The sequence below is a fragment of the Lichenibacterium ramalinae genome (assembly GCF_004137085.1).
In the GTDB taxonomy this organism is placed as follows: Bacteria; Pseudomonadota; Alphaproteobacteria; order Rhizobiales; family Beijerinckiaceae; genus Lichenihabitans; species Lichenihabitans ramalinae.
The window spans coordinates 186,417-209,320 of sequence record NZ_QYBC01000006.1 but is presented as its reverse complement, the minus strand read 5'-3'; the positions used below and the strand labels follow the sequence as shown (position 1 = coordinate 209,320).

The following is a 22,904-nucleotide window of genomic DNA, read 5'->3' as shown; positions in this document are numbered from 1 at the left end:
TCGAAGCCCGGCTTCGGCGGGGCCACGGCCGGCGCTGAACCCGTGCTGCACCCGGTCGCGCGGTCGCTGGGCTACAGGCTCCATCACCACGCGAGCCTCGGCTCCACCAATGAAGAGGCGCTGGCGCTGGGCCGCGCCGGCGACCCGGGACGCCTCTGGGTCGTGGCCGACCGTCAGACGGCCGGCCGCGGCCGGGTCGGGCGGGCCTGGGCATCGCCGCCCGGCAACCATTATGCGACGCTGCTGCTCGTCGAGCCCTGCCAGCCTCGCCTCGCCCCGCAACTCGGCTTCGTCGCCGGCGTGGCGCTGGCGACAGCGCTGGAACGCTTGGCCGGGGCCGGCCACGGTATCGCGATCAAGTGGCCCAACGACATCCTCTGCGACGGCGCCAAGCTCGCCGGCATTCTGGTCGAGGGCGGCAGCGTGCCTCAGGGCGGCGGGGCCGCGGCCTTTTCCGCCGTGCTCGGCTTCGGTGTCAATTGCGCCTCGCACCCGACGGACCTAAGCTATCCCGCGACGCATCTCGGCCTCATCGCCGGTGCGGCCGGCACGCGCGACGCGCTTTTCGCGGCGCTGTCGGCCACGATCGTCGACGCCCTGGACCTTTGGGACCGGGGCCGCAATTTCGCCGGCCTGCGCCGGGCGTGGCTCGACCACGCATTGCCGCCGGGCGTCTCGCTCGCGGTGGTGCGGCAGGGCGCCAGGCACGTGGGGACATTTCGATCCGTCGACGACGACGGCAGGCTGATTCTCGAGACTGGTTCGGGTTGTGTGACCGTGGAAGCGGGCGATGTCTTTCTGGCGGACCGGGACACGGCCGCCGCATCGTAATGGGAACGAAGGTGAACGATGGACGGCGGCGAAGAACTCGTCTTCTGCGCGCTCGGTGGCTTGGGCGAGATCGGCATGAATGCCGCTCTCTACGGCTTCGGCCCGCCTCAGCGGCGCAAATACATCATGGTGGACCTGGGGCTGTCCTTCGCGGGACCTGACCTGCCGGGCGTCGACCTGCTCCTGCCGGACTTGACCTTCGTCGAGAAGATCAAGAAGGACCTGCTGGGCCTCGTCATCACCCACGCCCACGAGGACCACATCGGGGCGGTGGCGGACCTTTGGCCCAACCTGCGCTGCCGCGTCTTCGCGACGCGCTTCGCCGCCGGGCTGCTCAACGCCAAGCACGCCAACGACATGAACCTGTCGAAGCTCGAGGTCGAAACGGTCCAGATCGGCGGCCGCATCAAGCTCGGGCCCTTCGACATCGAATTCGTGCCCGTCGCGCATTCGATCCCCGAATCCTGCGCGCTGGCGATCCGGACGCCGCTCGGCACCGTGGTGCATTCGGGCGACTGGAAGATCGACCCGACACCCACGATGGGGCCGCCGACCGATGCCGACCGCCTCACCGCCATCGGCGACGAGGGCGTGCTGGCCCTGATCTGCGACTCCACCAACATCCTGCGCGACGGCGAGAGCCCGTCCGAGAAGGAGGTGGCGGAGAACCTCGAGACGCTCATCGGCAACGCGCCGGGCCGCGTCGTCGTCACGACCTTCGCCTCCAACGTCAGCCGCCTCAAGGCCGTGGCGGATGCCGCGGCGGCGACCGGGCGCAGCGTCATCATCGGCGGCCGTGCCATGGAGCGCACCATCGGGGTGGCGCGCGAATGCGGCTACCTCGACGGTGTGCCGCCCTTCTTCTCGACCGAGCGCTATTCCGCACTCGATCGCAACCGCACCGTGCTGCTCGCCACCGGCAGCCAGGGCGAGCCTCGCGCCGCTCTGGCCCGCATGTCGCAGGACGACTACGGCGACGTGCGGCTCGCGCCGGGCGACCGGGTGATCTTCTCCTCCCGCACCATCCCGGGCAACGAGCGGGAGGTCGGCAAGATCATCAACGGCCTCGTCGCCCAGGGCGTCGAGGTCATCACCGACCGCACCCACATGGTCCACGTGTCGGGCCATCCGCGCCGCGCCGAGGTGGCCAAGTTCTACGGCTGGGTCCGGCCGCAGATCGCCGTGCCGGCCCATGGCGAGCCGCTCCACCTCGCCGAACACGCGGCCTTCGCCACCGCGCTCGGCGTGCCCAAGGTCGTCAAGGCGCGCAACGGCGACATGGTGGTGCTGGCGCCTGGAGACCCGGGCGTCATCGACCAGGTGCCGCACGGGCAGCTCGCCAAGGACGGCCACGTGGTGGTGCCGGCCAACGACGCCTCCATCGCGGCCCGCACCAAGCTGGCCTTCGCCGGCATCATCTCGATCGCGGTCTGCTTCACGCAGCGCGGCGACGTGTCCGGCGATCCCGACGTGCTGATGAGCGGCCTGCCCAGCCACACGCGGGACGGCAAGCCCATGGACGTCGCGGTGGACGAGGCCATCTTCAACACGCTCGACAACCTCGGCCGCGGCAAGCGCCGCGACCCTGACGCGGCCGCCAACGCCATCGAACGGGCCGTGCGCGGCGCCGTCGGCCACGCCTGGGGCAAGAAGCCCCTGGTGCACGTGCTGATCGTCGAGGCGTGATGCGCGGCGCGCCCGCCACGGCGCGGACGGGACGGCATCGCTAGATGCCGATCCCCGTCCCGATGGCGGTCGCCATCTACTTCACGACATGGTGGATCGTCCTCTTCGCGGTCCTCCCCTTCGGGGTCCGCTCCCAGGGCGAGGCCCGCGAGGTCGTCCCGGGGTCGGACCCGGGCGCGCCGCTGCTGCCGCGACTGGCCGTCAAGGCCCTCTGGACGACGGGCCTGTCTGCCGTCGTCTTCCTCGTCATCCTGGCGCTGTTCGCCTATGCCTGACGGGCGTCGGCGTCAGGCGGTGGTTTCCGGCGACTTCAACAGCACGCAGCCCGAGATGGCCCAGTGGCCATCGGCCTTCTCGAGCGTATAGACGGCCGTCCACACCACCCCGGCGGTGTCCACCACCGTGACATGCTGCACCGTACCCTGGTCGGACGTGACGGTCGGCTCGAAATGGGTGGAGCGCGGGTGGATCAGCGGCGCGTAGCCCTGCCGGACCATGCCGAAGAAGCTCGACGCATCCGGGAACAGCGTCTTGATCTTGGGCGACGCGAAGCTCTCGGCCCGGACCGCATCGCCGGCGTTGAACGCCTCGATCTGCGCCGTGATGACCGCCTGGACGTCGGGATCCGCCGACGTTTCGCCGGCCCTGACGGGTCCGGCCAGCGCGAGGGCGGCGATGAGGCTCAGGGCGGGTGACAGGCGTGGCATGGCGGCTCTCCGGTCGTGCCTAGACACCTGGGTCACGGCCCGGCGAAAGCCAGGGGACCGAGCGCTCACCGCCCCAATTCCGTCGCGAACCTCGCGGCCTGCGAGGATCCGCCGCCTTGACCGCGGCTTCCGCAGGCCGTACCGGTGAGCCTCCCGTGATGGGAGCGCGTAGCTCAGTCGGTAGAGCGCCTGACTTTTAATCAGGATGTCCAGGGTTCGAGTCCCTGCGCGCTCACCAAGGGAAATCAGTTGCTTAGCACGGCTTTACGGGGCAGGGTGCTTCCCAGAAACTCCGGTTGGGAAGCATATGGGAAGCGGCAGCGTGCCGCTCGTTTGCTCGCGGCTGACCTTTGCCAAGCGACGGGAGCGGTTTCCGCTGAGTCGCGCATAGGCTTCAAAGCGCGCGATAGCTCTCCTGCGGGCAGCTGATACCATCGTGAAGATGGCAGCTCACCACTACGTTCCCAGATACATTCTGAAGCACTGGGCGACCGACGGCTTGCTGGCCGGGTATTCGTGGCATGCGAAGGCCCGGCGCTCCGTTGCAAACCGCGTCACCATTCCGGAAGCCTGTTCGCGTGAGGAACTGAACGCGCTCCGTACCGTAGCCGATGACAAGCGATACGATGCGGAGACGAGCTTCACGAAGATCGATACGCCAGCTGCGCGAGCACTGACCACCATGCTCGATGCCGGGGTTCCAGCGCTCACGCCAGCGAATCGACGTGCATGGGCCAAGTTCATCAACTCGCTGCCCGTGAGGATGCCGGAGACGCTCCTGCATCTCGGTCCCGAAGCCTTCCGTCGCGCCGTCGAGGTGCACAAACACGACAAGGACGGGCCGGAATGGGTCCGCCCTTATGTGACGGCGCGGTTTTTGGAGCGAGTTGCCGAGCATGCTTTGGACGCTCCGGTGCGCGCGGCGATGGATCTCTCGATGCGGGAAGACAACGTCGACACAATCGCCACGATGGCGTGGTGGACGCGGCGCTTCGAAGGTAGCCGCGTCTTGATGGGGGATCGGCCACTTCTGACCGCCCCTCGTCAGCCATGGCCGTGCGGCATTCCCATCGACAACCCGCACGCTGTGCTCGTATTTCCGCTTTCGCCGAGCGTGATCTGGTACGCCTCAGCCAACGTGAAGTCGCGCACCATCAGCCGTCGCCAGTCGTCCGAGGTAGCTTTGCTGAAGGCGAATCGTGAGACGATTCAGAGAAGCGCTCAGCGGGTTTTCGCCAAGACGCCCGCCGCCGACTTCCGGTCTTGGATCATGGCGGAAATCGACAGGCGAGGAGAGCCTGCACCATTGCCACCGATCCGATGGTGATGGCCAGCAAGCCCACGCCGCTCGTCGCCATTCTCATCCCGAGCCGGCGGCCAGGCCGCTCGGTATCGCGCGATCCGGACGCGGCGCTTCCACGGACGTACCGGGAGCGCCGCGGCTCGTTCGGCCGGGTTGTTAGCCGTGAAACGCTCCGCCAACTCGTCGCAAATTTTGCGACGAGTCTCTTTGTTGCGTCCCGGCCGACAACCCGGCCGAAGCGGGCATTCCCGTTTCGGCCGGGTTGTGAAACGGTCGAAACCGCTTGACGCTGTCTGGGGTTCGCAGATTTTGCGAACCCCTCCTCATCGTCGGCCGGTCGAGTCAGCCTCAAGGCGTTTCAGCGCCCGCAAGGCCGCCTCGGGATGCCCGGTCACCCGGAGGCCCTGCACCCACAGCAGGCGCAGACGGAACCACGCCAAGCCCAGCAGGAGGCGCCCGACCGTGACCACGATCAGCGGCGTCCACCAAAGGCAAGCGGCGACATGAACGAGCGTCCTGGATATCGTCGCCAATTTGGCGACGAGTCTGCGCGCCGGAGCCTTCACAGGCGCCGCTCCTCGAGCGCGGCGTAGAACACCCGGGACACCTCGCGGACGGCCTCGCACATAGCCTGGCCCGCGTGGTCCATGGCCTGCTGTTCGCAGTGGCTCAGGGTCGTGACGCGCAGGCCAGGCCGAGGCGCTATGCCCAGCGTCTTCCATCCGTCTGCGGTGCTGCCCATGAGATGCGAGTGGATCACCTCGTAAGCCGCGGCCGCGCCCTCGGCGAAGCAGATCGCGCTTTCGAGGTCAGTGCGGTCAACCATGGTGCCCTCCGATCGGCACGCCGGCCGCCGACAGGATCACGGCCGCACGGGTCGAGGGCTGAGGCGCGTCGATCCATCCGGCTGGGCCGCGGCCCTGCCATTGGAAGTGCCAGAGGCCGCCAGCCGAGTTCGGCCAGTGACAGAGTTCCATGTCCTTGCGGCGGTCGGACCGATAGCCCACCAGCTCGTAGGACACCATGCGGTGCTCCATGAAGAGCCAGCTCTTGTAGCTCTGCAGGAGGTCGCGGGAGGCCGGCACGGCCGCCGCCGTCGGGTTGCCGATCAGGGTCACACCGCCGCCGATCAACGGCAGGCTGGCGAGGCCGCGGAGGAAGGTGCGGCGGTCAGACATGCAGCCCTCCCATGGCCTGGAGGCGGCAGATGTCGTCGGCGATGCTGAAGGCGTGCTCGTTGTCGGCACACCCCCGAGCGGTCGGCGAGCGACACAGCCGCGCCTTGGCGATGATGCCGACGAGAGAGTCGGCCGGGGTGGCGGCGCACTCCTCTTCCAGCGGGCCGAAGCCGCTCGTCAGGACGTCGAACTCGTCATCCGTCGCGGGCGTGTGGTCGTGATGGTGGGCGGCCGTGTGCTCGTTGCAGCGCCGGTCCAAGGCCTCGTAGGCATTCGCCAGTTCGACGAGCCGGCGGTCGTTGGCCGACAGCGCGGGCGCGGCCTGGGCCGATGCCACTCCGGCCACGAGGCCCAGGGATGCCGTTAAGTACACGCGCAGGGCGGACCGGCGAGAGAGCGTGCTGCGGTCAGCCATTGTAGTCCCCGAAGATCGCGCGGCGGGCGGCGAAGGCCGAGGTCAGGGACGGGAGGGGCGCTGGTAATAAGGCCGTTAGGGCGGTGCTCGCCACGGTCTCTTCCGGCGCCAACTCATTGGCGTTGCAGGGCTGGGCGGCGGTGCTCTCGGGAGCCGCCAGAGGCCAGGGTTGTGCGACGAGGGAGGCCGCATATCTGAGGGCTGGCAGACAGCCGGCGAAGGCCCGTAATAAGCTCCGCTGTGGCGCGGGCATGGGTGTGCTATGGGCGTGGATAGCCATCGTGAAACTCCGAACGTTTCGTGGTGGTCAGGGCCGCCAAGTGTTCTCAGCACCTTGGCGGCTCGACGTTTTTGTGATAACCGTTATCGGCAATGGCGTCAATATCCGATAACCGAAAAAAGGTTGGTAGGCCTCCCACCGGGATCAGGCCACCCATAGGCTTGCGCTTGTATCCCGAGATGGAAACGGCCCTGGATGCCTACATCGCGGGCCAGCCAGATCCCAAGCCCTCGCGTCCTGAAGCCGTCCGACGGGCCCTCGCAGACCACCTGCGCGCTCAGGGCTATCTCCCGCCCGCCGCCGACCCCAAAGGACCGAACTGATGGACGACGCCGAGCAAGCCATCGCAGACCTCCAGGCCTACAAGTCCATGCTCGTGGCTACTCGCCGTCGCCTCGTTGCCCTGGGCGTCCACGGCAACAAGAACCAGGTCCGCGCGCCGGGCGCCGCCTATGAAATGTCGGTAGGTCCGAACACATCGAAGTCGGGCGACATCCGGGCTCTGCAGGATGAGATTGACGCGGTGAACCGCGCGATCGTCGACGAGCGAGCATCTTGGTCATTGGCGGACGATGCAGAGGTCGGTGGGTGACATGCTCACCGGTCGCCAGATCAAAGAGGCCCGTAGCCTCTTGGGACTGTCGCCCAGCCAACTAGCCACGATGACCGGTATCCTGAGACCGACCACGGTCAAGCGAGCGGAAGCTGCGAACATGAAGCAGCCTATCGCCGACACGCACATGAGAACGATCCGAGAGACGCTCGAAGCGCTTGGCGTCGAGTTCGGGCCCGACGGGGTGAGGATGCGCGCGGGCCGGCATGATGTCTGAGGTAAGCCCGAGCCGCCTCGCCCTTCGCGACTGCCGGGCCGCTTTCAGCTATCCCCTACACCGCGACTATCATGAAGGAGCGAACTGACATGGGCTGCCGACGCCGATCCTCACACCGCCAACCATTCCTCAGGGTGACGGGAGCCGAGACGACGGCCGACATCGGCGCGCTCACCGATCGTCTGAGACGCGCCCTCGGTGAGGTCGAGGTGCTGGGCCTGCACGACATCAGGGGCCACCTCGACGAGGCGCTCAGACTCGCGGTCCGGCACGCCGCGAAGGACAGGGTGATCGCGGGAGAGGGCCCGGAAGCGCATTCCATCGGTCAGCATGAAACCACCGCCCGATAATAGCCCCGTCGAGGGGAGAAACCTTCGACTCACCAAATCGGTTTACGCTGCCTGTGGAGGTATCGTACATTGCACTCAACGGCGCGGATTACGGCATGACAGTTTTTGCTATCTTGTTGCCGACAACACCATCTCCGGTCACGGATGTGATCAAACGCGTGTTCCCTAATGATCACTTTGAGATCACGCCAACACAGTGGCTTGTATCAGCCAAGGGCACCGCTCTAGAGATTGGAAGCAAGCTCAACATATATGATGCTAACGATCCGACAAAAGTACATAACGGGATTGTATTCACCACCTCATCCTATCATGGAAGAGCACCTACGGGCGTGTGGGAGTGGATCAGGGATAAACTTGAGGCGAAAGTGAATGGCTAGTACGGGTCGAGGATCATCTCGCGGTAGCGGTGGAACTTCTATCCCTGAAGTTCAAGCGAGCGTCCCTGCACCTGCTTCTCCTATGCTGGATCACAGCTTCACGCTGCAAACGATGCTCGACGTAAAAGACTCTGTTACTGCGCTCCGGGTAAAGACAGAGCGACTGATCGACGACGTGGCTGGACAAAACGGCAAGCACGACAAGATTTCTGAACGAATTACAGGGATCGAGAGCAAGGTCACATTTGCGAGAGGAGCGTTTTGGGTCTTTACGATTCTTGCAGGGTCCGGGTGGGCTGTTGCGCTGCTGTTCATTGGCAAATGGATCGGAAAATAGCTCACTTCGCTCGCTGCCCGCGCTCCTTGCGCAGCCGCGACACCAGCTGCCGCAGCGACGCTTCCGTCATGGCGAGATACTGCTCGCCGTTGGATACACAGCGATAATCGTCGCAAAGGCTCTTAACAAGCCGAAGCATCCCGTACTTTTCCCATCATTGGCCCGGCCTGTCGCAGCATCACGACGCCTGCATTGTCGGCCCCGACCTGATCCCGAGCTTCAAACGAGTTGCGTCGTTAGTGCAGCTTCGTGAATCCCACAGCAGCGACGATGATGCCCGCCAGGAAGAAAGCCAGAGTCAGCGCCGCAAAGGCGTAACCGAAACCATGAGCCACTCTGGCGTGTACGTCATGGCGAATGCTGTCGGCCGTCTCTGCTACAAACGGGTGCTCCCAAGTCGGTTTTTTGGCACCGATCGCCTCAGCGTAGCGGTGGTTGGTCATGTAGGCCATTACGGCCATACAAGCGGCACAGAAAACGCCAGCTCCAAACAGCCCAAGACTCCAAATGAACGCTTTCGGTATGTGCCGGGCGGGGGCGCCTTGCGACATGCTGCTGAGGAACGCCAGGATGGCTGTCGCAGCGGCACCGTTGATGAGCAGGGAGGTTTGAACCACTGCGCGAGCGTCCAACAAACGTGCCTCATGCAGAGACCGAAAATACACGGTCTGGTTCGCGTGCGCCTGGCGGGCAATCACCTTAGTCTCTTCGTCCATCAATCCTCCAGCACTCAGAGTGCCTAACCTACATGCGAACGAGCGCAGTTCGCTAACATTATCAGCAAACGCGCGATCTTTCACTCCGACGCATAACCGCCAGCGCGTCCCTGTCTACGTCTGTGAGTCTCTCACCCCACCTGCGTCAGCGGCCCGCCCTGCTGTCCGTCCCCGCCGCGCCCGCGGGCCGCTCCAGCTCGAGGTGCGTGATGAAGCCCGAGTGGCGGCTCAGGGAGTGCGTCACCCCCGAGATCAAATAGGTCCCGTCGACGCCGTCGCGGATGCCCGAGACGTTCGCCAGGGCGCCGGAGATGACCGCAGCTTCGACCAGGGACGCTGGCTTTGCGGTGCGCCGAATCGCCACTGAGAAACGTTTCTCGGGTACGCTCAGTCGTCGTTAACCCGCTGTTTCCGCAACCTGAGACATACATCTCATAGGCGGGGGCTGCAGACGATGACGAGCATTCTGACCAACACGGCAGCGATGTCGGCGCTGTCGTCTCTGACCAACACGCAGTCGCAGCTATCGAAGACGCAGGCGCAGATCTCTAGCGGACTCGCCGTCGCCAATGCCTCGGACAATGAAGCGTACTGGTCCATCGCGACAGAAATGAAAGCTCGAGTCGCAAGCTTAGCTGCTACCAACCAGGGGTTGGCCGTGGCACAATCCATTTTGAGTGTTGCAAACAGCGGAATGGACTCTATCAGAGCGAGCGTTGTTAAAATTCATGACGACCTAGTTGTGGCGCAACAGGCTGGGGTAGACCTAAGTTCGGTTCAAAGCGATATATCTTCACAACAAGAAAGCATTAAGTCCGCGCTAGACTCATCCAGCTTCAATGGCGTCAATTTGCTTAAAGACGTCTTATTATATAATAGCTCGCTTGCGATCGACCAAAATGGGTTTGATCCAAATGGAGGTGGGCAATCCTACATAACAACTGCGGCAGGAATCAATTCGGACGGTACGACATCTTTTATCAAATTGTACAACGCGGATATAAGTCAGTATCAGTATTACTCTCCAAACCTAACATCGAATAATTATGACACAGCAGACAGATACTTTGCCAATGACTTCGTTCAATCTGTGCTTGGATTCTTAACCAATGCTGCTCATACGTCAGATGTGGGCTTTTTACATCTTGACATAACAAATCTGAGCCAAGCAGATCTCTCCACGATGTCATCGCAGGTCTCCAGAGTAATCGACGCCCTGAGTATGTCTCAAGCCACAACAGGTGCGACAATGAAGCAGGTAGCTAATCAGATATCCTTCAACTCTTCCCTCTCCGACGCTTTAACCTCGGGCATCGGTTCCCTAGTCGACGTCGACATGAACATTGCCTCGACCCGCCTTCAGGCTTTACAGATGCAACAGCAACTCGGCATCCAGGCTCTATCCATGGCCAATCAGAACAGCCAGCTCATCCTCAAGCTGTTCCAAGCCGCTTAAATTCCAGGCTGCGCTGTCGTCAAGGGAAGGCCGCTGGCTGTCCTTGGCTCACTGCTGCTGGCGAGGTCAACGCCTTGTCGATTTCGTTGTAGGCTGGCGCGTGGGGTGCGACGCTCCGGGGAGATCAAGCGATGCCCGTAAACCAGAGGCCGCAGTGGACGGCGGTAGAAATCGCCGCTCACGCGATGGAAGCAACCAGCTTGTCCCAAATCACGCTGCCCGAGGTGAAGCGCATGGCCGCGCGCATTCTCGACGAAAAGCGGAACGCGCCGAGCGCGAACCAGACAGATCCGAACCCGAACGACGAGCGAGAGCTTAGGCAGACTATCGAGGACGAGTACGTCCAGGGGTCCAAGAGACACAGCGGGCGACTCGACTAGCTCCGAGGGAGCACTGCCCGTGTCGAACCGTCGGCCCGGGTGTTGAAGATCGCGGCGGCCTCGGTGAGGGCGGCCACGACGCCGGGGATCTGGTCGCGGTAGATGCAGAGCGGATGACCGGGAGAGATCAGCTCGCCGAGGTGATCCCGGACGTAAACCCGGAGCGCGACCGACTCGCCGCGGCTGCTCGTGACGGTGGAGAGCCGCAGCTCCCTCTTCCCGTCGAGGGAGATGGTTCGCAGGGGCGTGACGGTTTTCTCGACCGTGGGCCGTGGCCGGCGGGGCGGCTGGTCGTCGTAGGGGTGAACGCGCACGGTCATTTCCTTGGGTTCGGGCGCCGGCGGAAGCCGTGCGGTTGAGGGTGGATCGGAAGGGCGTGGCGCTGCGGGCGGTGCGGGCCACGTAGCTGGGCGAGATAGGCGGCCTCCCCTTCGCGACCGCGACGGCCAGCCATGGCGGTCCGGAGTTCGGCCACGATGCGAGCGCAGGAGGTGCCCCGGGCGAGATAGCCGTCAGCCCGGTCGGGCTCGCCGGCGAAGAAACACAGCGTCCTGACCCACTCGGCGAACCGCGGGTCGACAGCGTCCGGCCGGTTGAGCGAGACGACCTCGCCCATCAATGCCTCCGAGCCGCGATGCGGGCTTCGGCCTGGGCTCGAGCTGCCGTGCCGTATCTGCGCTCGACCATCGCCAGCATGCTCTTGCGGGCATAGGCGCGCGAGGCCTCCGCCGACATGATCTCGCTTGCGACGGGGGCGCTCTCGGCGCTGGGGGCCGCCTTCGGATCGAGGCCGCTGCGACGAGCGGCGGCCGTGGCGCTGACCTCGGCGCTCTTGCGGGCGTCCTCGCCGTACTTGGCGCCGATCTGCTTCAGCATGGACGCACGAGACAGGGCTCGGCCATCCAGCTTCGCAGGCTCCAGCGCCGGAGTAGCGGTAGGCACGACCGCGACGGGCGGCTTGGTGCCAGAAAGGCCGGCGACCGCCCCGATCGGCTTGTGAGCACGGGCAAGTGCCCACTGAGCGGCCGTGATGGGATGCGCCTGGCCGTCGCGAATGATGACGGGTGCGTTCATTGCTGCGTGTCCTTCTTTTTCAGAGCGTCCGGTCCGTATTTCTGCGCGACCATCTTCTCCATGCTGCGCTTCATCAGGACTCGCCCATCGGCCGCTCCCGCGTTGCTGCGCTTGTGGTGGTCGACAGCAGCATCGGGGTCTTCCGAGCGCGCCGCCATGGCGTCGAAGATGCGCTCGCGTGCTTGAGTGATGGTCAGCTTCCCTGACAGCATCTCGGCCTTGAGCGTCGGCGGGATCACGCCACGGCTCAGGGTCAGCATGGCGGTCATATCGCCGATGACGTCGAGGCGGGCGCGAGCCTGGGGGAGCGTCACCTTCGCCCGGATCAGCTCGGCCACAAGCGCGGGCTGCTCAGCCGCAGCGCAAAGTTCGGCGATTTCAGCGGGGTCGAGCGGTTCGTCGTCGGCGATCAGCGGCGGTTCCGGGCGGCGCACCTTCGCTTTCGGAAGTCGGGTCAGCAGCGCGGCCGGGGCGTGCTGATAGCGAGCCGCGTAGTCGAAGCGCGCCGGTTTCCGCGGTTCGGTCTCGCCCACGATGGCTTCCGCGAAGCCGGCATCGCACGCCTCGTCCGGCGTCATCCACGTCTCGCGCTCCATCATGTCCCGCACGGCCTCGACGGGGATGCCGGACTTGCGCGCGTAGAGGTCGGCCATCGCGGCGTTGACCGCCTCCAGCCCATCGAGAGCGCCCTGATGGTCCTCGACGGTGCCGATGGTCAGCGCGGATCCTTCGTGCAGCATCCACACGGCCCCGAGCGCCATCTCGATGCGATCGGCACCGCAGGCCGCTACGCTGGCGGCGGAGGCCGCGACGCCCTCGACGACACACGTCACTTTGCCAGGGTGGGCCGCGAAGGCCGCGGCGACCGCGGCGCCCTCCGTCGCAGATCCGCCGCCGGAGTTGATCCGAGCGGTGGCGCGGGTGTTCCGACCCACCTTGACGAGTGCGGCGCGCACGTCGGCAGCGGTGAAGAAGCGTTCTCCGAGGCCGAGATCTCCCACGTCGCCGATGAGGACCAGCTCGGAGCCCTTCTGGATGTAGCTCATGCGGCCACCTCGTCGTCGAGATAGAAGCCGCCGGGCGTGACCGGCACGCCGGCGGCATCGAAGGATCGGCCCTCGGCGTCGGTGGTCCAGCGGTCTGCTCGGCGCCGCGGCTGCTTGGAGCCGGGGACCAGCGCGGCAGGGGCGCCCTCGCGCACCCGGGCGGCGGCGGCGCGCATGGGATCGGTGAGAAGGGATCGGGCCGCATTGCCATCGACCGGAGCGAGAACTCGGGTGGGCTGCCCGTCCATGTGCCGCTTGTTGGCGTCCTCCTGCCGGACGATGCCGAGGCCGGGAAGGGCAGCCGCCACGAAGTGCCCGGCGACGCGGGATGCGACCTGTTCGCCATCGAGCGTGTCGAACGTCGCCTCACCGTGGCTGTTGAAGTAAAGCGCGCGCGTCAGGAAGCTCGGCCCGAAATCGACAGCGTTGGACGGGGGATCGTAGCAGGCGATCGCAACGGGCAGGATCGCGGCGGCGAGATCGCGCCGCGCCGACTCCATCTCGCCAGCGGCTTTGACGATCCGAGCGATGGCAGCGTCGGCCTCTCTCGCGGATGCTTCGATCGCGACAGCCTGGCGCTCCCGTTCGGCGTCAGCGTTCAGGCGCTCGATGGTGGCGCGCACCTCGGCCACCCTGCCGTCCACAGCCGCCAGGGCATCGAGCGCGGCGTCGCGGGCGTCGGTGGCGTCGCGCACGGCGCGGTCGGCCTTGGCGAGATCGGCCGCGGTGGGGTCGTCGGTCTCGGTGAGCAGCCTGCGGCGCTCGGCTGTGGCAGTGGCGAGCGTGGTGGTGGCGGCGTCGCGGCGCTGTTCCAGGCCGGCGCCGCGCTTCGTCAGAGCGACGAGGTCAGCCTCGACCGCGGCGATGGGGGACTTGGATTTGAGCATTGGATTGGTCCTGTCGAGATATGGATGGGAGGTCAGTCGGGAGCGCTGCGGCGGCGGTCCCAGTCGGCGGCCATGTCGGCGGGATCGATGAGGGTCAGGCCCATCTCTTCGGCGAGGCCGGCCCAGTCGACCTGCTCGAAGTCACCGGGCGGCGCTGCGCCGAAGTACACCCCGAGTAGGCCTCCGATGTTGAGGCGGAGGTCGGCGAAGGCGTCGTAGCAGCCCTGGAGGTTGCCACCCGGCTCGGCCGCGCACCATGCAGCGGTCGCCGGCAGCTCGAGCATCACGGCCCACAGCTGCTCGCCCGTGGCGGGAGGCAGCGGCTCGGCCGGCCGGCGAAGATTGGCGCGTGCGTTTCCGCTGATCCGCTGGTCGGGGTCGAGGCGCTTGCGAAGCTGGGCCGTGGCCTTCTCGACGTCGATCAGCACCTTCTTGCCGTGGGGGATGAGGGCAGGGCCATCGATCTTCTGGCGAGCGATGTAGTCGGCCACGCACTGCTTTGAGACGCCGAGCCGGCGGGCAAAAACAGCCTGGGTTTCCTGGGTCATGCGGCCTCCGGGTCAAGGCCGACCGTCAAGGCTTCGGTCAAGGCTTCGGTCAAGTGGTCGGCGGTGTGCAGCGGGCTCATCGGGCAGCGTCCGGAGCGGCGGTTTGTAGAGGTGGCGTCCGGTTTGACGAACGGCGCGGCGGTCAAGGGCTGGGAGGGGTCAAGGCTCCAAAAAAGACCTGCAGCTAGAGAGGGATCGCGCTGCATGTACCCCGCAGTAGTGCCCGGTCAGCGGAGGACCCGCACTGGTTGCATTCGCGTCGCCAGTATCGCCTGCGCGGCCGCTGCACGGGTGTTCCGAGAGGTGTTGACAGCGCGGCATCCTGAAAGGAGACGGGCGCTGCGCGACGCTCTGAGAGGCTTCAGCGTCGTGCAGCGACTTGGAGGTGCGCCGGGTAGGCGACGTGCTTTTCGACACGACTGAAGTGGACGTCGAGGGCCCGGGCAGCATCCGCGGCTGCGGCCTCGATCGTGTCGAACCGCTTGGCCCGCGTGCCGCGTCTGACGAAGAACGTGCCGCCAGTGGCGGGATAGGCGCTCGCGACCAGGCTGCGATAGGGCGCGGCGTCGAAGATGTTGATGCGACACGCGGCCCGAAGCGCCCAAGACACCTGTTCGCGGACCGACGCCATGGTCGTGTCGTCGGTGACGGTGATGACGATGGGGTCGGTCATCGGGGAACCTCGATCACACCACCTCGGGCTTCGACCTCTGCAGCGTAGGCATCGAGCGCCTCAGGGCGCGCCTGCACGCGGCGTTGCGATAGGCGGATGATGGGAAGATGCCCCGCGCGTCCATGGCGACGGGTCGTCTCCAAGGGCCATCCAAGCCTGTGGGCTATTGCACGATAGCCCCTCACGTATCGGGTGTCGGGCTCCATAGACATCGTACTCTCCATCGGGCTGTAGCTCAGGCCGCGACGGCCTTCGGATTGAGGTGCGCCACGAGACGGTCGACGATTCGGCGGTCGGCCGGGGTCTCGTGCACGGTGCGAGGCGGGCGAGTTCGGGTCTCGTCAAAGTGACCGAAACGCTCCCGCATCTGCAGGAGCGAGACCGCGACGGCCGAGACCGGCTCGGGCCGGGCGCCGCCGAGGAAGCCTCTGACGCCTCGTAGCCCGACCACGATGCCGAAATGGTTGGCGACGGGTTCCGGCAGCGCGGCGAAAACATAGGTCGGGAATGCCGGCGCCGTCATCTTCTGCCGACCCGCCGCCGAGCCGCGCCACCGTGTCGACATCGGCGCCCAGCCCGACAGGCCGGCGTCCGCCAGGGCGGCCATGACGGCACTCTCGGACTGAGGGGCCACGCGGACCGCGAACCATCGCCGAGGCCGATCGTCTCCAAGATCCATGGTGCTGCCCATAGCTTCGCACTCGACCGGGCTGGTCGGTTCAGGTGGTCGGGTCGGAGTTGAGGGTTCTCGCGCCTCGGCGCTCACCTGAAGTCTGACCGTCCCGCAAGCGTCGTTTCTTCGCCGTTGGTGAGATAATGTTGCAATTGCTCGCGGATGCAAGCGCTACGACGCCAGATAATTTTGGAGTATCCTATCAATGCTGCGCAAAGCTATGCAAACCTGCACAACACGGTTGATATTTATTGGATGGGTGGCGTGGGTGGCGCAAGGTGGCGCGGCTTTTCTATATTCTCTACACACACGTACGCGTGTGGAACACATAGGTTGGAAGTGCCACCTTGCGCCACCCACGCCACTCCGTTCAGGCGACAGAGGCGATGTTGTTGTGATCGAAGGCGGCCGAGGCCCTCAGCCTGATGCCGACGTAGACCCTCGCGCCCTTGGCGCCCTTGTGCGGCTCCAATCCCCGCCGGATCAGCTGCTCGGCGAAGCTGCGCTTCGTACCGGCAGGCTCTCCAGCGATCTTGGCGTGGTGCTGCCACGAGAGGAACAGCTCGGCCGAGGTTGCCGTCCGCCGTTGATCGCCGGGTGCCACCTCACATTCCTCCGCCAGCCAGGCGCCGAACACGTCCTGAGCGTCGAAATAGTCGGCGGTGGCGGCTGTCAGACTGGCCGGACGGGGCAGCCCGGCAACCTGCCATAAAAGGCAGCCCTCGATCGCCCAGCGCAGGATGCCAGGCCATTCGGCCTTCAGCTTGTCCTCGAGGTGCCGATCCGGCCGATCGGGCTTGTGGATGAACGGGATCAGGTTGAACCGGCGCCGCGCCGCATCGTCGACGTTCCTCAAACCGGGCCGGTGATTGCCGACGAAGAGGAGCTTGAAGGCGGGTACGAAGCTGAAGAAGTCCTGCCTCATGAACCTCGCCGAGACCGTGTCGCCGCCGGTCAGCGACTTGATTCGGGCTTCTGCCCACTGCGCTCCTTCCTCAGTCTCCGACGCGCTCACGAGCCGGGCGCCCTTTAACATCGCGATGTCGGTCGGGTGCCCCGCCCCGGTCGAGGCGGTGAAGGTCTGCATCGCCGCCGTGGTGGCGTAGGTGCCCAAGATGCCCGTTATCACGTTCACGAACACGCTTTTGCCGTTGCCCCCTGGGCCGTGGACGAAAACCAGGGCGTGCTCGCGCGTGAGGCCAGTGAGGCAGTACCCGAACCAGGCCCGGAGGAATTGAACCATCTCGGCATCGCCGCCGGTGGCCTGCTCCAGAAAGCGGAGCCACGTTGGGCAGGCCGGAGTGGGCGCGGGCGCCACGGCCGTGCTCTTCGTGATGCCATCGGTAGGTTTGGCTGGCCGCAGCTCGCCTGTCTCGAGGTCCACCGTCCCGCCCGGGGTGCCCAGCAGAAGCGGATTGCGATCCCAAGCCTCTGCCTGCACGGCGAACGTCGGGTCCGTCCTGGCGAAGCGCTCCACAGCACCGGCAAAGGCTGCGCGGCCGGTCGTCGCCTCGGCCTCCTTGTCCATGCGGCCGAGTTCTCGGGCGAGCTCGCGCGCATAGTGGAAGGCGAGCCCAGTGCGGTTCTGCGCCCAGAGCGTCCCGGTCCACTGGAACCAGGAGCCGTGCGAGTGGCAAAACCGGAGGGCGCCGCGGTACTGATCCGCGAACATCGTGGCGGCGCTGTCCTCCGTCGGTAGCGGGGTGTTGCGGCCGTCGGTCGTCGCGCCCTCATTCTTCTCCTTTCGGGCGTCATAGCCAAGCCAATCCACCACCGCCTTGGCGATCGGCTCGCCAAAAGTGCTCTTGAGCTTCGGATAGCCAGTGACCTTGCCACCTCCTCGACGCGTGGCGATTGCGTCCATGACGGCCCGCTTTCGGTCGTCGACCTCCTCGTCGCCGGCCTCCTCGACAACAGCCTCGATGAACGTCTCGGCCTCATGATCCGGCCATTCGAGACGAGCGAGCAGGCCGCCGAGGACCACGGCTGCGTTGTGCCGCCTACCTTCGACGTTCCAGTGCCGGGCGAGCAGCGCCGCTGCCGCGAGGCGCCCTACTGCGGTCTTCAGCGTCGCGCTGTCGAGCCGTGCGGCCCCGCCGTCTTTGTCCCAGGTGATCGGCTCGCCTGACACATGGGTCGAGCCTGGCATGATGGTCTGAGCGCCCTTGTCGCCACCGCCGATCCGGATCTCGACGAGCATCGAGCCTGCCTCACGCCCCCGGGTCGGATCGTGAAACTCGATGGCCTTGGCGTCCGTCTCGGTCGAGAGCGCCGTCATGTAGAGATAGTGGGAGCGGCGCCGACCGGCACGGCCGAACGTCGCCCCGGTCTCCGGCAGGAAGAACGGCGCGAGGTCAGCGGCCTCGGAGCAGTCGAGGTCGACGTCGGTCAAGCCGCCCGATGCCTGACCGAGGAGCACCCCGATGTTCTGAGTGGGCTGGTCGAAATACAGCCCCGCCTTGTCGGCCGAGATCCGCAGCTCCGGCCACTTTTCGATCCGCGGTCGCTTGGTCTGATAGGGGATCGGCAGCGGGGCCCAACCGCGGCGAATCAAGTCGAGGGCGACCGGGAGAAGGGCGCCGGTCAATGGACAGTCTCCCCAGCGGCTGACAGCTTCTCCCGAAGGCTGTCCTCCAGGTCGCGCAGTTGCGAACCTCGCTGGTGATCGAAGAGCACCCAGGCATAATACGCCCCGGCCTCATCGACATCCGTGCCTGCCTCGGTCGCGTTCCGCATGGTGTAGCGGAACCGAACGCCCGGTGCGGCCTGGCGTACCAGGGTGTAGTAGGTGCAGCCCGGACCGGGATCCAACGGCCAGCCGAGTTCGAGGTGCTGAAACTCGATCTCGCTCGGTGTCGCATGCCGAATGTAGGTGTTCCGGTCTGGGTGCGCGGCGAACCAACCCCTATCGATCTCGCTGACGGCGTAATAGGCCTGCTCAGCCCGCGCGTAGCGGGCGGCCTTCTCTTTGGCAGCGCGTCCCATCTCAGACGCCTCCCAAGTGGTTCGCTTCGGCCAGGGCTGCCGCGTGCTCCATGGAGATGCGGGCGCAATGAGCAAGCCAAAGCACAGCGCGTGACGGGACTTGCCCGGAGAAGGGCAGGGGAGTACTTTCGGGACTGCAAAGCGTGGTGGCTGCGCAAATCCCGAAGCCGGTCCCGTTCCCGCGGGCCGGCTTCACTTCGTTATGGATCATGCGATCACGCCGCCTCCATCTGGGAGGCCGCGGTGATGAAATCGACAATCGTGCCGACCCGCCACCCGTTTTTGATCCCGCCGATCTTGAACGGGCGAGGTATCTTGCCTGTACGATGAAGTCGTTGGACGTGCGCAGCGCTGAAATTCAGCATCAGTGCGACCTGATGCACGTCGATGACGCGATCCCGATCGACAAAGGGTGGAAGAGTTACTGACGCTTTTCCAGCGTCGGACTGCAAAGAAGACATGACGGTGCGTCTTTCCGCCCCGCAGGGCGATGCGAGATCAACATTTAAGCTCTCCAGCTCGGCAGGTTCGGCATTTACGGCAGGTTCGGGCCCGTATCATCACGAAAGGTTTGTTTCGTGGGGAGGCAAGGAGGAATATGTGGCGCGATGCTGCGCGCGTCAAGTGCAAAACGCAGCAATAGCGTGCAAATCGGGTTGCCAGTACTTCTCTGCGCCGAGTGGACATTCTGTCCATGTCCGCGCAATGAAGAACAGGCGGCCAGTCAATGGCGGCCGACTAGCGCCATGACGTGGTCGGCCCACAACAGCAGCGCCGCCCGCTTCTCGTCGCGATACGTCGCTCTGTTGTAGATGCCCGCGACGCCGGCCTTCGAACCGGAGATGTGGTTCAGGAGCGCCTCGACGACGTGGGGCTGCACGCCCAAGTCGGCCATGCGCGTGGCCGCGCTCCTGCGCAGATCGTGCAAGCGCCATGGGGGCAGGGCGGCCTTCGGTCCATGGACGGCCTGCAGCCCAGCCAGCATGCGGGCGTCCAGCGCGACCTTCGGCTTGCCGAAGCCGCTGAACGGTCCGTCGCGCGAGCCGAAGATGAGGTCACGGCCTTCGCGCCGATCGACGGACCCCAGGATCGCCATCGCGGCGGGCGGAAGGTCGAGGACCAGGGGCTTGCCATTCTTTGCGCGCTCGGCCGGGATCGTCCAAACCGAGCCCTCCAACTCGCTCCAGGCCATGCCGGCCACCTCGTCTCGGCGAGCGGCGGTCAGGATGAGCAGCCGGGCGATGGCCTGGTAGTGGCCCGGGCCGGCGTGGGTCCACACGAGCCCCAGCTCCGCGTCGCTGAGCACACGGTCACGCGCGACCTCGGCGGCCGGCTTGTTCGTGCCGATCACGGGATTGTCGTGCGCGACGCCCTCGCCGATGGCCCATGAGAAGAAGCGCGAGATGGCGGCGCGGGCCCGGTTCGCTGCGAAGGGACCGTGCTCGCGTGCGATCTCCAACAGCCGCGCGGCAACCCGGGCCCGAGTGACGGAGGCGATCGGGACCTCGAGCAGAGGCCGCCAGTGTTTTTCGAGATACCGCCGGGTGTCGGCGTGGTGGCTCGCGGCTTGGCGCGGCTCGACGTGCGCGAAGAAGCTCGGCAGGACAGATTGCATGGTGACGGCCCGAGCCGCCGCGGCCGCGACCTTAACTTCTGCCGGATCCTCGCCGAGGCTGACGCGGGCCAGGGCGGCCTTGGCGCGCCGGCGCGCCTCGTCGGGGTCGACCGCATCGGTGCTGCCCAGCGAGAGCCGTCGCTGTTTCGTCCCAAGCCGATATTGCGCCAGCCACGTGCGCTTGCCGCCGGCGCGGATCCGCAGGCCGAAGCCGGGAAGGTCCGAGTCGAAGACGATGATCTCAACCTTGCCCTCGGGCAGGGCGAGTTTGGCGATCGACTGACGGCTGAGACGCATGGGAAGCATCCGAATTGGGAAGCGTATGGGAAGCACGATGCTGCTCAACGCTGCTCAAAGATGCTTCCATAAATCAGCGTGCCTGTCAAAATCCCAAGCGTTTTCAGCGGTTCTGCGCAGCCTCGCGCAACGTTGCGCAAGTAGATACGGCGACTTTTAATCAGGATGTCCAGGGTTCGAGTCCCTGCGCGCTCACCAGGGTTCTCTACAGATTCGTCGGCCCTCGATTACCCTGCGCGGGCACCATACGACGGGGCGTGATACGCCGCGGTGCCAGCACGGATGGGACGACCTGCCTGCGGTCGATGGCGTGGCGGTGGCGTTCGAGCCCGCCCGCGGGCCGGCTCAGCCGGCCTCCAGCCCCACGCCCAGCCCCGCCAGCATGTCCCAATAGCCCGGATAGGTCTTGGCGACGCAGCCGGGGTCGAGGATGGTGAGGCCGGAGATCTTCAGTCCGGCCAGGGCGAAGCTCATGGCGATGCGGTGATCCGCATAGGTGGCGATGGCGGTCGGCAGGCGCTGGCCGGCGAGGCCGGGGTCGGAGGCCACCAGGAGGTCGTCGCCGGACTCGCGGGCGAGGCCCGGCCGGATGCGGTCGAGTTCGGTCGACAGGGCCCGCACGCGGTCGCATTCCTTCACGCGCAGGTTGGCGATGCCGGTGAAGCGCACCGGGGTCGCGTTGAAGGCCGCCAGCACGGCCAGCGTCGGCACGGCGTCCTGCATCTGCGAGCCGTCGATCACGGCGGGCAGGTGCGGGAAGGCGTCGATCACGGCCTTGGCGCGGGCGTCGGGCTGGGTGAAGCCGCCGGGTGCGACGCCGAGGTCGATGGCGCCGCCCGTCAGGGCCTCGGCGGCCCACAGGTAGGTGGCGGCGGAGGCGTCGGGCTCGACGTGGAAGTCGGCGGCACGGTAGCCGGTGGGCCGCACCGTCCAGGTCGCGGCGTCGCGCTGGGCCACATCGGCGCCGAAACTCCGCATGGCGGCGAGCGTCAGGTCGACGTAGCCGCGCGCGCCGATGTCGGCCCCCGCCAGGGCGACGGCGATCTCGCCCTCGGCGAGGGGCGCCATCATGAGCAGCGCCGAGACGTACTGGCTCGACAGGCCCGCGTCGACCGACACCCGGCCGGCGGCGATCCGCCCCGTGCCCCGCACGGTGACGGGCGGGCAGCCGCTGGCGGCATCCACCGCGATGCCGAGCTCGGCCAGGGCATCGACCAGCGGCCGGATCGGCCGCTTGCGCATGTGGGCGTCGCCGTCGACCACGACGGTGCCGTCGACGCTCGCCACCGCCGCCGTCAGAAAGCGCGTCGCCGTGCCGGCATTGCCGAGGAACAGCGGCCCGGACGGCGCCCGCAGCCGGCCGTCGCCGGCGACGACGAATTCCGTGTCGCCCGGCTCGTCGACCCGCACCCCCATGGCCCGCAGGGCCTCGGCCATCAATCGCGTGTCGTCGCTCTTCAGCGCGCCGGTGAGGTGGCTGGTGCCGCGGGCGAGGCCGGCCAGCAGCAGGGCTCGGTTGGTGATGCTCTTCGAGCCGGGCGGGGCGACGCGGCCGCGCAGCGGGCCGGCGGGCGGCACCACCGTGACGGCGCGGCTCGTGAGGTCGAATGTCATGGCGGGCATCTCCGGGGTCGTGCAGGTTCCTTACGGAGCCCGACGGCGAATCGGCAAGGCCCTGCGCCGGAGGACGTCGCCATGCACCCCATGACGGCGTCGGACGTCCTGAACCTCGTGCGATCGAACCCGTCGGTCGCCGCTGCGCTGGAGCGGCTGCCGGCGCTCGGCCTGCCGCAATGCCACGTGACGGCCGGCTGCCTGTTTCAGACGGTGTGGAACCTCCGGTCGGGGCGTCCCGCGGCCGAGAACATCCGCGACCTGGACGTCTTCACTTACGATCCCGACACGTCGTGGGAGGCCGAGGACGACGCCATCCGCCGCGTCGGGGCCTTGTTGGGCGATCTGCCGATCCGGGTGGAGCTCCGCAACCAGGCACGCGTGCACCTGTGGTACGAGGCCCGGTTCGGCACGCCTTGCCCGCCGCTCCGTTCGGCGCGGGATGGCATCGACAGGTTCCTCGTCGCCTGCACGTCGCTCGGCGTCGCTGTCGGCACGGGCGAACTCTACGCCCGCGACGGGCTCGGCGACCTCGCGGCCGGCCTGCTGCGCGTCAATCCGCGCCACCCCCGCCCGACGCAGTTCTCGGCCAAGGCCGCCGACTATCGCGCCCGCTGGCCCTGGCTGCGCGTCGTGGGCTGAG

At 66.4% G+C, this 22,904-nt stretch carries 33 protein-coding genes and 1 tRNA gene; 12 read left to right on the top strand and 22 right to left on the bottom strand.

From position 1 onward, the window contains the following. Window positions 1-42: 42 nt before the first annotated feature. Genes D3272_RS09185 through D3272_RS09175 form a run of 3 tightly spaced genes read left to right on the top strand, consistent with a single transcriptional unit; the run spans window position 43 to window position 2,792 of the window. Window positions 43-831, top strand: coding sequence for a biotin--[acetyl-CoA-carboxylase] ligase (locus D3272_RS09185; protein WP_129218853.1), 789 nt, complete (start codon window positions 43-45; stop codon window positions 829-831). An 18-nt stretch (window positions 832-849) separates the two neighbouring features. Beyond that, window positions 850-2,517 carry a ribonuclease J gene (locus D3272_RS09180; protein WP_129218852.1) on the top strand — a complete coding sequence of 556 codons (1,668 nt, stop codon included), beginning with the start codon at window positions 850-852 and terminating at the stop codon, window positions 2,515-2,517. 44 nt (window positions 2,518-2,561) lie between these two features. Continuing rightward, a complete protein-coding gene (locus D3272_RS09175; protein ID WP_129218851.1) occupies window positions 2,562-2,792 on the top strand; it encodes a DUF1467 family protein in 231 nt (76 codons plus the stop codon). 12 nt (window positions 2,793-2,804) lie between these two features. Here the strand turns inward: D3272_RS09175 and D3272_RS09170 are convergent, their stop codons facing one another. Beyond that, window positions 2,805-3,224, bottom strand: a complete 420-nt coding sequence (locus D3272_RS09170) for a DUF4864 domain-containing protein (protein ID WP_129218850.1) — start codon at window positions 3,222-3,224, stop codon at window positions 2,805-2,807. A 162-nt stretch (window positions 3,225-3,386) separates the two neighbouring features. On the opposite strand from D3272_RS09170, the gene D3272_RS09165 reads away from it, so the two are divergent. Together D3272_RS09165 and D3272_RS09160 are read left to right on the top strand one after the other, a co-directional pair. After that, a tRNA-Lys gene (locus tag D3272_RS09165) sits at window positions 3,387-3,462 on the top strand. A 204-nt stretch (window positions 3,463-3,666) separates the two neighbouring features. Further along, window positions 3,667-4,551, top strand: coding sequence for a DUF4238 domain-containing protein (locus tag D3272_RS09160; protein ID WP_245496466.1), 885 nt, complete (start codon window positions 3,667-3,669; stop codon window positions 4,549-4,551). Between the two features lie 299 nt (window positions 4,552-4,850). Here the strand turns inward: D3272_RS09160 and D3272_RS09155 are convergent, their stop codons facing one another. The 4 genes from D3272_RS09155 to D3272_RS09140 are packed head-to-tail and all read right to left on the bottom strand — an operon-like array spanning window position 4,851 to window position 6,120. Then, window positions 4,851-5,093 (bottom strand): hypothetical protein, encoded by a 243-nt coding sequence (locus D3272_RS09155; RefSeq protein WP_129218848.1) that lies wholly within the window; start codon window positions 5,091-5,093, stop codon window positions 4,851-4,853. After that, on the bottom strand, window positions 5,090-5,353 hold the full coding sequence (locus tag D3272_RS09150) for a hypothetical protein (RefSeq protein WP_129218847.1): 264 nt from the start codon (window positions 5,351-5,353) through the stop codon (window positions 5,090-5,092). Before D3272_RS09150 ends, D3272_RS09155 begins: the two co-directional genes overlap by 4 nt. Then, on the bottom strand, window positions 5,346-5,705 hold the full coding sequence (locus D3272_RS09145; protein ID WP_129218846.1) for a hypothetical protein: 360 nt from the start codon (window positions 5,703-5,705) through the stop codon (window positions 5,346-5,348). The genes D3272_RS09150 and D3272_RS09145 overlap by 8 nt, the downstream gene beginning before the upstream one ends. Continuing rightward, window positions 5,698-6,120: a hypothetical protein gene (locus tag D3272_RS09140; RefSeq protein WP_129218845.1), complete on the bottom strand. Its 423-nt coding sequence runs from the start codon at window positions 6,118-6,120 to the stop codon at window positions 5,698-5,700. Before D3272_RS09140 ends, D3272_RS09145 begins: the two co-directional genes overlap by 8 nt. 602 nt (window positions 6,121-6,722) lie before the next feature. Between D3272_RS09140 and D3272_RS09135 the strand changes: the two genes are divergently transcribed. After that, complete coding sequence (locus D3272_RS09135) at window positions 6,723-6,992, top strand: hypothetical protein (protein ID WP_129218844.1); 270 nt, start codon at window positions 6,723-6,725, stop codon at window positions 6,990-6,992. Further along, window positions 6,985-7,230 (top strand): RodZ family helix-turn-helix domain-containing protein, encoded by a 246-nt coding sequence (locus D3272_RS09130; protein WP_129218843.1) that lies wholly within the window; start codon window positions 6,985-6,987, stop codon window positions 7,228-7,230. Before D3272_RS09135 ends, D3272_RS09130 begins: the two co-directional genes overlap by 8 nt. 110 nt (window positions 7,231-7,340) lie before the next feature. Here the strand turns inward: D3272_RS09130 and D3272_RS09125 are convergent, their stop codons facing one another. Then, complete coding sequence (locus D3272_RS09125; RefSeq protein ID WP_129218842.1) at window positions 7,341-7,562, bottom strand: hypothetical protein; 222 nt, start codon at window positions 7,560-7,562, stop codon at window positions 7,341-7,343. Window positions 7,563-7,675: 113 nt separating this feature from the next. Between D3272_RS09125 and D3272_RS09120 the strand changes: the two genes are divergently transcribed. Together D3272_RS09120 and D3272_RS09115 are read left to right on the top strand one after the other, a co-directional pair. Next, window positions 7,676-7,960 carry a hypothetical protein gene (locus D3272_RS09120; RefSeq protein ID WP_129218841.1) on the top strand — a complete coding sequence of 95 codons (285 nt, stop codon included), beginning with the start codon at window positions 7,676-7,678 and terminating at the stop codon, window positions 7,958-7,960. Continuing rightward, on the top strand, window positions 7,953-8,297 hold the full coding sequence (locus D3272_RS09115) for a hypothetical protein (RefSeq protein ID WP_129218840.1): 345 nt from the start codon (window positions 7,953-7,955) through the stop codon (window positions 8,295-8,297). The genes D3272_RS09120 and D3272_RS09115 overlap by 8 nt, the downstream gene beginning before the upstream one ends. A 1-nt stretch (window position 8,298) precedes the next feature. On the opposite strand, the gene D3272_RS27245 is transcribed toward D3272_RS09115, so the two are convergent. The 3 genes from D3272_RS27245 to D3272_RS09105 all read right to left on the bottom strand — a co-directional run bounded on the left by D3272_RS27245 (window position 8,299) and on the right by D3272_RS09105 (window position 9,377). After that, the gene (locus D3272_RS27245) at window positions 8,299-8,436 is read right to left on the bottom strand and encodes a hypothetical protein (protein WP_165361286.1); all 138 of its coding nucleotides are present in this window, start codon (window positions 8,434-8,436) and stop codon (window positions 8,299-8,301) included. Window positions 8,437-8,533: 97 nt separating this feature from the next. After that, window positions 8,534-9,013, bottom strand: coding sequence for a hypothetical protein (locus tag D3272_RS09110; RefSeq protein WP_129218839.1), 480 nt, complete (start codon window positions 9,011-9,013; stop codon window positions 8,534-8,536). Window positions 9,014-9,158: 145 nt separating this feature from the next. Then, complete coding sequence (locus D3272_RS09105) at window positions 9,159-9,377, bottom strand: hypothetical protein (protein ID WP_129218838.1); 219 nt, start codon at window positions 9,375-9,377, stop codon at window positions 9,159-9,161. A 90-nt stretch (window positions 9,378-9,467) separates the two neighbouring features. Between D3272_RS09105 and D3272_RS09100 the strand changes: the two genes are divergently transcribed. Then, a complete protein-coding gene (locus D3272_RS09100; RefSeq protein ID WP_129218837.1) occupies window positions 9,468-10,469 on the top strand; it encodes a flagellin N-terminal helical domain-containing protein in 1,002 nt (333 codons plus the stop codon). Between the two features lie 131 nt (window positions 10,470-10,600). Beyond that, entirely contained in the window at window positions 10,601-10,849 is a 249-nt protein-coding gene (locus tag D3272_RS09095) for a hypothetical protein (RefSeq protein ID WP_129218836.1), read from the top strand. Here the strand turns inward: D3272_RS09095 and D3272_RS09090 are convergent. The 13 genes from D3272_RS09090 to aroA all read right to left on the bottom strand — a co-directional run bounded on the left by D3272_RS09090 (window position 10,846) and on the right by aroA (window position 22,261). Further along, entirely contained in the window at window positions 10,846-11,163 is a 318-nt protein-coding gene (locus tag D3272_RS09090; RefSeq protein ID WP_129218835.1) for a hypothetical protein, read from the bottom strand. The genes D3272_RS09095 and D3272_RS09090 overlap by 4 nt on opposite strands. A 2-nt stretch (window positions 11,164-11,165) precedes the next feature. Continuing rightward, entirely contained in the window at window positions 11,166-11,465 is a 300-nt protein-coding gene (locus D3272_RS09085) for a hypothetical protein (protein WP_129218834.1), read from the bottom strand. Beyond that, on the bottom strand, window positions 11,465-11,923 hold the full coding sequence (locus D3272_RS09080) for a hypothetical protein (protein WP_129218833.1): 459 nt from the start codon (window positions 11,921-11,923) through the stop codon (window positions 11,465-11,467). Before D3272_RS09080 ends, D3272_RS09085 begins: the two co-directional genes overlap by 1 nt. Next, the gene (locus D3272_RS09075) at window positions 11,920-12,969 is read right to left on the bottom strand and encodes a head maturation protease, ClpP-related (protein WP_129218832.1); all 1,050 of its coding nucleotides are present in this window, start codon (window positions 12,967-12,969) and stop codon (window positions 11,920-11,922) included. Before D3272_RS09075 ends, D3272_RS09080 begins: the two co-directional genes overlap by 4 nt. Further along, window positions 12,966-13,856 (bottom strand): hypothetical protein, encoded by an 891-nt coding sequence (locus D3272_RS09070; RefSeq protein ID WP_129218831.1) that lies wholly within the window; start codon window positions 13,854-13,856, stop codon window positions 12,966-12,968. Before D3272_RS09070 ends, D3272_RS09075 begins: the two co-directional genes overlap by 4 nt. 32 nt (window positions 13,857-13,888) lie before the next feature. Beyond that, window positions 13,889-14,404 carry a hypothetical protein gene (locus D3272_RS09065; protein WP_129218830.1) on the bottom strand — a complete coding sequence of 172 codons (516 nt, stop codon included), beginning with the start codon at window positions 14,402-14,404 and terminating at the stop codon, window positions 13,889-13,891. Between the two features lie 361 nt (window positions 14,405-14,765). Beyond that, window positions 14,766-15,077, bottom strand: coding sequence for a hypothetical protein (locus D3272_RS09060; protein ID WP_129218829.1), 312 nt, complete (start codon window positions 15,075-15,077; stop codon window positions 14,766-14,768). 235 nt (window positions 15,078-15,312) lie between these two features. Then, window positions 15,313-15,756 carry a transcription termination/antitermination NusG family protein gene (locus D3272_RS09055; RefSeq protein ID WP_281010706.1) on the bottom strand — a complete coding sequence of 148 codons (444 nt, stop codon included), beginning with the start codon at window positions 15,754-15,756 and terminating at the stop codon, window positions 15,313-15,315. 364 nt (window positions 15,757-16,120) lie between these two features. Next, a complete protein-coding gene (locus tag D3272_RS09050; protein ID WP_129218827.1) occupies window positions 16,121-18,337 on the bottom strand; it encodes a phage/plasmid primase, P4 family in 2,217 nt (738 codons plus the stop codon). Further along, on the bottom strand, window positions 18,334-18,735 hold the full coding sequence (locus D3272_RS09045; RefSeq protein WP_129218826.1) for a hypothetical protein: 402 nt from the start codon (window positions 18,733-18,735) through the stop codon (window positions 18,334-18,336). The genes D3272_RS09050 and D3272_RS09045 overlap by 4 nt, the downstream gene beginning before the upstream one ends. 215 nt (window positions 18,736-18,950) lie before the next feature. After that, window positions 18,951-19,196: a helix-turn-helix transcriptional regulator gene (locus D3272_RS09040; RefSeq protein ID WP_129218825.1), complete on the bottom strand. Its 246-nt coding sequence runs from the start codon at window positions 19,194-19,196 to the stop codon at window positions 18,951-18,953. 263 nt (window positions 19,197-19,459) lie between these two features. Then, complete coding sequence (locus D3272_RS09035) at window positions 19,460-20,695, bottom strand: tyrosine-type recombinase/integrase (RefSeq protein ID WP_245496457.1); 1,236 nt, start codon at window positions 20,693-20,695, stop codon at window positions 19,460-19,462. Window positions 20,696-20,992: 297 nt separating this feature from the next. Beyond that, window positions 20,993-22,261: a 3-phosphoshikimate 1-carboxyvinyltransferase gene (gene aroA, locus D3272_RS09030; RefSeq protein WP_129218824.1), complete on the bottom strand. Its 1,269-nt coding sequence runs from the start codon at window positions 22,259-22,261 to the stop codon at window positions 20,993-20,995. An 81-nt stretch (window positions 22,262-22,342) separates the two neighbouring features. Here aroA and D3272_RS09025 point away from each other — a divergent pair, with 81 nt between their 5' ends. Then, complete coding sequence (locus D3272_RS09025; RefSeq protein WP_129218823.1) at window positions 22,343-22,903, top strand: nucleotidyltransferase family protein; 561 nt, start codon at window positions 22,343-22,345, stop codon at window positions 22,901-22,903. The last annotated feature ends 1 nt before the right edge of the window (window position 22,904 follow it).

What these genes read in the sequence shown, in the direction of transcription:
- D3272_RS09060 (WP_129218829.1), bottom strand. Translation starts at nt 15,077, where the DNA reads ATGACCGACCCCATCGTCATCACCGTCACCGACGACACGACCATGGCG.
- D3272_RS09085 (WP_129218834.1), bottom strand. Translation starts at nt 11,465, where the DNA reads ATGGGCGAGGTCGTCTCGCTCAACCGGCCGGACGCTGTCGACCCGCGG.
- D3272_RS09175 (WP_129218851.1), top strand. Translation starts at nt 2,562, where the DNA reads ATGCCGATCCCCGTCCCGATGGCGGTCGCCATCTACTTCACGACATGG.
- D3272_RS09140 (WP_129218845.1), bottom strand. Translation starts at nt 6,120, where the DNA reads ATGGCTGACCGCAGCACGCTCTCTCGCCGGTCCGCCCTGCGCGTGTAC.
- D3272_RS09110 (WP_129218839.1), bottom strand. Translation starts at nt 9,013, where the DNA reads ATGGACGAAGAGACTAAGGTGATTGCCCGCCAGGCGCACGCGAACCAG.
- D3272_RS09135 (WP_129218844.1), top strand. Translation starts at nt 6,723, where the DNA reads ATGGACGACGCCGAGCAAGCCATCGCAGACCTCCAGGCCTACAAGTCC.
- D3272_RS09170 (WP_129218850.1), bottom strand. Translation starts at nt 3,224, where the DNA reads ATGCCACGCCTGTCACCCGCCCTGAGCCTCATCGCCGCCCTCGCGCTG.
- D3272_RS09160 (WP_245496466.1), top strand. Translation starts at nt 3,667, where the DNA reads ATGGCAGCTCACCACTACGTTCCCAGATACATTCTGAAGCACTGGGCG.
- D3272_RS09065 (WP_129218830.1), bottom strand. Translation starts at nt 14,404, where the DNA reads ATGACCCAGGAAACCCAGGCTGTTTTTGCCCGCCGGCTCGGCGTCTCA.
- D3272_RS09070 (WP_129218831.1), bottom strand. Translation starts at nt 13,856, where the DNA reads ATGCTCAAATCCAAGTCCCCCATCGCCGCGGTCGAGGCTGACCTCGTC.
- D3272_RS09055 (WP_281010706.1), bottom strand. Translation starts at nt 15,756, where the DNA reads ATGGATCTTGGAGACGATCGGCCTCGGCGATGGTTCGCGGTCCGCGTG.
- D3272_RS09150 (WP_129218847.1), bottom strand. Translation starts at nt 5,353, where the DNA reads ATGGTTGACCGCACTGACCTCGAAAGCGCGATCTGCTTCGCCGAGGGC.
- D3272_RS09125 (WP_129218842.1), bottom strand. Translation starts at nt 7,562, where the DNA reads ATGCTGACCGATGGAATGCGCTTCCGGGCCCTCTCCCGCGATCACCCT.
- D3272_RS09040 (WP_129218825.1), bottom strand. Translation starts at nt 19,196, where the DNA reads ATGTCTTCTTTGCAGTCCGACGCTGGAAAAGCGTCAGTAACTCTTCCA.
- D3272_RS09045 (WP_129218826.1), bottom strand. Translation starts at nt 18,735, where the DNA reads ATGGGACGCGCTGCCAAAGAGAAGGCCGCCCGCTACGCGCGGGCTGAG.
- aroA (WP_129218824.1), bottom strand. Translation starts at nt 22,261, where the DNA reads ATGACATTCGACCTCACGAGCCGCGCCGTCACGGTGGTGCCGCCCGCC.
- D3272_RS09180 (WP_129218852.1), top strand. Translation starts at nt 850, where the DNA reads ATGGACGGCGGCGAAGAACTCGTCTTCTGCGCGCTCGGTGGCTTGGGC.
- D3272_RS09100 (WP_129218837.1), top strand. Translation starts at nt 9,468, where the DNA reads ATGACGAGCATTCTGACCAACACGGCAGCGATGTCGGCGCTGTCGTCT.
- D3272_RS09120 (WP_129218841.1), top strand. Translation starts at nt 7,676, where the DNA reads ATGACAGTTTTTGCTATCTTGTTGCCGACAACACCATCTCCGGTCACG.
- D3272_RS09095 (WP_129218836.1), top strand. Translation starts at nt 10,601, where the DNA reads ATGCCCGTAAACCAGAGGCCGCAGTGGACGGCGGTAGAAATCGCCGCT.
- D3272_RS09075 (WP_129218832.1), bottom strand. Translation starts at nt 12,969, where the DNA reads ATGAGCTACATCCAGAAGGGCTCCGAGCTGGTCCTCATCGGCGACGTG.
- D3272_RS09080 (WP_129218833.1), bottom strand. Translation starts at nt 11,923, where the DNA reads ATGAACGCACCCGTCATCATTCGCGACGGCCAGGCGCATCCCATCACG.
- D3272_RS09115 (WP_129218840.1), top strand. Translation starts at nt 7,953, where the DNA reads ATGGCTAGTACGGGTCGAGGATCATCTCGCGGTAGCGGTGGAACTTCT.
- D3272_RS09145 (WP_129218846.1), bottom strand. Translation starts at nt 5,705, where the DNA reads ATGTCTGACCGCCGCACCTTCCTCCGCGGCCTCGCCAGCCTGCCGTTG.
- D3272_RS27245 (WP_165361286.1), bottom strand. Translation starts at nt 8,436, where the DNA reads ATGCTTCGGCTTGTTAAGAGCCTTTGCGACGATTATCGCTGTGTATCC.
- D3272_RS09025 (WP_129218823.1), top strand. Translation starts at nt 22,343, where the DNA reads ATGCACCCCATGACGGCGTCGGACGTCCTGAACCTCGTGCGATCGAAC.